This window comes from Paenibacillus sp. F411 (genome assembly GCF_017582705.1).
GTDB lineage: Bacteria > Bacillota > Bacilli > Paenibacillales > Paenibacillaceae > Paenibacillus_AQ > Paenibacillus_AQ algicola.
This window is the reverse complement of record NZ_JAGFIP010000034.1, coordinates 1-5,322: the sequence shown is the minus strand read 5'-3', so window position 1 is coordinate 5,322 and position 5,322 is coordinate 1. Positions and strand designations below refer to the sequence as shown.

Sequence of the window (5,322 nt, the reverse complement as noted above, 5' to 3'; positions counted from 1 at the left end):
TTGAATGCTTCCGTTGCAGGAAGCGATTCTCCATAGAAAGGAGGTGATCCAGCCGCACCTTCCGATACGGCTACCTTGTTACGACTTCACCCCAATCATCTACCCCACCTTCGGCGGCTGGCTCCCTTGCGGGTTACCCCACCGACTTCGGGTGTTGTAAACTCTCGTGGTGTGACGGGCGGTGTGTACAAGACCCGGGAACGTATTCACCGCGGCATGCTGATCCGCGATTACTAGCAATTCCGACTTCATGCAGGCGAGTTGCAGCCTGCAATCCGAACTGAGACTGGCTTTTTAGGATTCGCTCCAGATCGCTCCTTCGCTTCCCGTTGTACCAGCCATTGTAGTACGTGTGTAGCCCAGGTCATAAGGGGCATGATGATTTGACGTCATCCCCACCTTCCTCCGGTTTGTCACCGGCAGTCACCTTAGAGTGCCCAGCTTAACCTGCTGGCAACTAAGATCAAGGGTTGCGCTCGTTGCGGGACTTAACCCAACATCTCACGACACGAGCTGACGACAACCATGCACCACCTGTCTCCTCTGTCCCGAAGGAAAGGTATATCTCTATACCGGTCAGAGGGATGTCAAGACCTGGTAAGGTTCTTCGCGTTGCTTCGAATTAAACCACATACTCCACTGCTTGTGCGGGTCCCCGTCAATTCCTTTGAGTTTCAGTCTTGCGACCGTACTCCCCAGGCGGAATGCTTAATGTGTTAACTTCGGCACCAAGGGTATCGAAACCCCTAACACCTAGCATTCATCGTTTACGGCGTGGACTACCAGGGTATCTAATCCTGTTTGCTCCCCACGCTTTCGCGCCTCAGCGTCAGTTACAGCCCAGAGAGTCGCCTTCGCCACTGGTGTTCCTCCACATATCTACGCATTTCACCGCTACACGTGGAATTCCACTCTCCTCTTCTGCACTCAAGTTTCCCAGTTTCCAGTGCGACCTGAGGTTGAGCCCCAGGTTTAAACACCAGACTTAACAAACCGCCTGCGCGCGCTTTACGCCCAATAATTCCGGACAACGCTTGCCCCCTACGTATTACCGCGGCTGCTGGCACGTAGTTAGCCGGGGCTTTCTTCTCAGGTACCGTCACTCTTCTAGCAGTTACTCTAGAAGACGTTCTTCCCTGGCAACAGAGCTTTACGATCCGAAAACCTTCATCACTCACGCGGCGTTGCTCCGTCAGACTTTCGTCCATTGCGGAAGATTCCCTACTGCTGCCTCCCGTAGGAGTCTGGGCCGTGTCTCAGTCCCAGTGTGGCCGTTCACCCTCTCAGGTCGGCTACGCATCGTCGCCTTGGTAGGCCGTTACCCCACCAACTAGCTAATGCGCCGCAGGCCCATCCTCAAGTGACAGATTGCTCCGCCTTTCCAGATCTCGCTATGCAGCGAAATCAACTATCCGGTATTAGCTACCGTTTCCGGTAGTTATCCCAGTCTTGAGGGCAGGTTGCCTACGTGTTACTCACCCGTCCGCCGCTAAGCATCAGGAGTGCAAGCACTCCATTAACTCCGCTCGACTTGCATGTATTAGGCACGCCGCCAGCGTTCGTCCTGAGCCAGGATCAAACTCTCCATGAAAGTTGAGTTCCATTGCTCATTTCAAAACTGACGAGATTATAAAATCTCATTGTTGATCTCACCCGAAGGCAAGATCGGTTTAACTCACTCGTTGTTCAGTTTTCAAAGATCAATTCTGTTCATTCTTCATCGTCGCATCTCTCAGCGGCGACTTTTATAATATATCACAGCGACCAATGTTTCGTCAAGAACTTTTTTTATTTTGTTGTTGACGACATATTCAGCGGTTAGCTGTCGATAAAGCCTCTTAAAAGGGGCGAGTTATAATGTAACACATCTTCAAGTTAGTCGTCAACCATTTTATTAAACTATGAGCAGACAAGCCTTGTCCCTCTAAGCACAGAAGGACAAGGCTTGCCAGTCAAAGCTAGATGGCATAGTAGCGAATATGATCCCAGCCAGGCCGCAAGGACTCCTTCCAGCCTGCTTCCTCGTGAATAATGGAACGATAAGAAAGCTTCCGGATCATAAGAGGCAGCTCTTCAAGCACCGGCTCCATCGCCGGATGCAGCATCAGCTCCTGGATCGTCCATGGCAGCTTTCTGCTGCGCAGAATCCGCATCAGTGGAGCTGAATAGTCGGCCATTCTAGACAGCACTGAGAACTCACAGGCCAGAAGCACCAGCTCAATCCGCTGTAAAAGCGTCTCTGAGCTTAAAGTAAGCTCTTCATACAATTTACGAACCGGGGTGTTTAAACCGGAAACCTGCTCCCATACTGCAAACTCCGGATGTATATCTCGATCAATCAATTCTATACAAGCCCAGCAGCGGAGGCTTTCTGTAATGCTTTGGTAAGCATCCAGCATATTCTTATGCCTCAAATGAGTCTTGGTATCCACGTAATGACGCAAGAACCGGGCAAAGCCAATAAATTGCTTCTGTTCTTTTAAGGAGCCGCTAAAGCGCAGGAAATCTCGTCTTAACTGGCTAATCCGACCGTCCGTATCTTTAATCAGGTCTCCATTCAGGAGGCATCTAATAATCATGCTGTCCTCCCCGTTCATCAGCCCCTCCTGCAGTTCCTGCAGGCTGACGCTAATCAGCTGAAAGCTCTTATCCAGTCCCTGGATATGCTGAACAGCAGGCTCATCCCATTCCACTTCATACACAACAAGCAGGTTCAACTCAAAGTCATGGACAAGCGAACCGCAGAACGCTGAATCCCGATTTCGGTATGCGACCGCTCCCATGGCGTTCTCATTAACCGAGTACCTATAATATAAAGAAAAGTTGGCTAATTCCACGATTCCCTCCATACATTCCTTGGCTAAATCAGGCCAATTCAGTTATAATGTAATTCTACAAGCTGATGTGAGTTCCTTCTTTTTGTTATATTTCGTTTTCTATTCCTACTGTGACAGGAGCTATCCTATGATCTTTAAAAGTGCAAAAATAAACGCGTTCCGTACCTGGGGACTTCTGCTGACCATGATTGGCATGGGACTTATGGTGTTAGGTACTGCGGGAATTGTTTTTTGGGGGCAGGCTGGAAAAATATTCGCCGGCATCGGCTTGGTGCTGGGACTAATCACGATGGTCGGCAGTATGGCCATATACTTCTGGGCCGGCATGCTGTCCACCAGTGCGGTGCAGGTTCAGTGTCCCGAATGCGGCAAGCTTACCAAAATGCTGGGCAAAACGGACCGCTGCATGTTCTGCCATACGATTCTGACACAGGATCCCGGCATTGCCACAATTACAGCGGACGAGCTGGAAGCCCAGGGGAAATCTTCTCCGCAGGGACGCAGCTCAACCTCATCCCAACCACGTTAACGTTATATAAAAAGACTGGCCGCTTATGACAGCGGCCAGTCTTTTTTTTAATATTTTTATTTATGAATGCTTTTCAGAACCTCCCACGCCTCTGATGACCCCAGCATCCGGCTCCAGGAAGCGATGCCGCCCAGATCATATTGATGCGCCAGCTCTACCCGCGCCTTCAGGGAAATCTCGTCCTCGATCCAGATTTTGTTCAGAGACTGCTCTTCTTGGTACTGTACATAATTCTGACCTGTGAGCTCGTCGTAAACCGGAGTCAGCGCTTTCTCCTTCAAGAGGGATTGTACGGCTTCCATTCCCACCGCCTTCGAGGTCACTTTTCCGCCGCCTTCTACTCCTTCTTCAGTCCATATTCTTGTATATAACGGAATGCCCAGCACCAGCTTAGAAGCCGGTACCTCATCCTCTTCCAATATTCTATGCACCGTTCTCTCCGCCCAGGGCAGCGAGGACACTGAGCCTGCCTCAGGACTGGCAGCCCAATGCTCGTCATACGACATGACCATCATATAGTCCACAGCATGCGCCAGTTCCCTGCGATCCAGGAAAACAGACCACATTTCGCTGGAGGATTTCGGTGTTACATCGATCGATACGATCAAGCCGAGCTCTTTTGCACGGGGATAAAGCTCTCTCATAAACGCAATCAGATTCTGCTTGTCCTTGGTGTATACATTCTCAAAATCAATATTGATTCCATCCAGTCCGTGAGCCCGGCTTAGCCGGATCACTTCCGTAATCAGAGCCGCTCGGGTATCATACGTCGAAAGCACAGCGGTCGTAATATCCGGATTGAAGCTATTCGTCAGCACTCCCCATACTTCCTTATCCAGCTTGTGCGCCCATGTTACATAATCCTGGCTTACCTTGGATGTCACGTCTCCCGCTTCGCTCGTAATCTCAAACCAGGTCGGACTGACCACGTTTACGCCGGGCAGCTGCCCCAGCTTGTCCGGGTCCGGATTACGGGAGTATACCGCTTCCCAGGTCAGGTTAACGGATCTGTCTCTCCACTCCAGGTCTGCCCGGGAAGGCTCATGAATTCTTTGAGGATAGATCTTATTCCCCTTAGGTTTAACCTGATCTGATGGCACATAGCCGGTATATCCCTGGTCGGTTTGAACCTTCAGCCAGCCCTGCTCCTCCTCGCCCCAGATCCGCAGCCTCTCCCCCGGCGGCATGTCCTGCAAAATCGGCGACTTGATCGACGGGCTCTGCCGCATGGCAGCAAAAGACTGTTTGCCCGCTGGCACCGCTTCTCCGAGCTCAAGATGGTCTCCCGCCCGTGAGAGCAGCACCGCTCCTGTCCCCGGATGCTCGTAGTATGCCGTGTAATACAGCTCCTTCAGAAGCTTCGCAGGGACGTACAGCTTGCCATCAACACGCTCAACGGTCTGCTCAAAGGAAGCTTCTTTTCCGTTACGCGTCCCCTTCAACGTACCTGCTGACAATGACAACACTTCCGAGGCCGTCGTAAACACTACCGTTTCCGAACCCTCATCTTCGTAAATATATGGATCCACATATTCCTGGACCAGGGCCAAAGGCAGCATGAGACTGCTTCCCTGCCCCGAGGCGGAATAACCGGTCAGTTCCCCCTGAACCAAAATCGGCTGCTTTAGTCCGCGCCAATCCGGCTCGGTATAGCTGCTATTCGGAAGCTTTTGAAGCGTCCACCAGACACCTGCTGCCATCAGGATCAGAAGCATCAAGGTGAAGACTCCCGCCTTTTTCCTGCCGCCTCTGCGCCTTATACGTCTTGCCACTTTACGCTCCGCCTTTCTATATGCAGTCTTATATATACTAGAGTAAAGGGCAGACATCTCTGCCCCTCCTCATCAAACCGTACGTGAGGTTTTCCCTCATACGGCTTTCCGATGTTCGTCATTCATGTGCATGCAGATCACAAGAGCGTTTTAAGTCCACATTGTGAGGACAGTGCTTTCACTT

Annotated in this window: 3 protein-coding genes and 1 rRNA gene; 1 reads left to right on the top strand and 3 read right to left on the bottom strand. The window is 51.2% G+C overall.

What is annotated here, in order from left to right; translation table 11 throughout:
* Positions 1-36: 36 nt before the first annotated feature.
* Both JJQ72_RS20020 and JJQ72_RS20015 read right to left on the bottom strand, forming a co-directional pair.
* A 16S ribosomal RNA gene (locus JJQ72_RS20020) occupies positions 37-1,591 on the bottom strand.
* Positions 1,592-1,958: 367 nt separating this feature from the next.
* Positions 1,959-2,837 carry a nucleotidyltransferase-like protein gene (locus tag JJQ72_RS20015; protein ID WP_208204758.1) on the bottom strand — a complete coding sequence of 293 codons (879 nt, stop codon included), beginning with the start codon at positions 2,835-2,837 and terminating at the stop codon, positions 1,959-1,961.
* 127 nt (positions 2,838-2,964) lie between these two features.
* Here JJQ72_RS20015 and JJQ72_RS20010 point away from each other — a divergent pair, with 127 nt between their 5' ends.
* Positions 2,965-3,366, top strand: a complete 402-nt coding sequence (locus tag JJQ72_RS20010) for a YgzB family protein (RefSeq protein ID WP_138226964.1) — start codon at positions 2,965-2,967, stop codon at positions 3,364-3,366.
* A gap of 56 nt (positions 3,367-3,422) precedes the next feature.
* Here the strand turns inward: JJQ72_RS20010 and JJQ72_RS20005 are convergent, their stop codons facing one another.
* Positions 3,423-5,138, bottom strand: a complete 1,716-nt coding sequence (locus tag JJQ72_RS20005) for a glycosyl hydrolase family 18 protein (RefSeq protein WP_347880781.1) — start codon at positions 5,136-5,138, stop codon at positions 3,423-3,425.
* Positions 5,139-5,322: the final 184 nt, after the last annotated feature.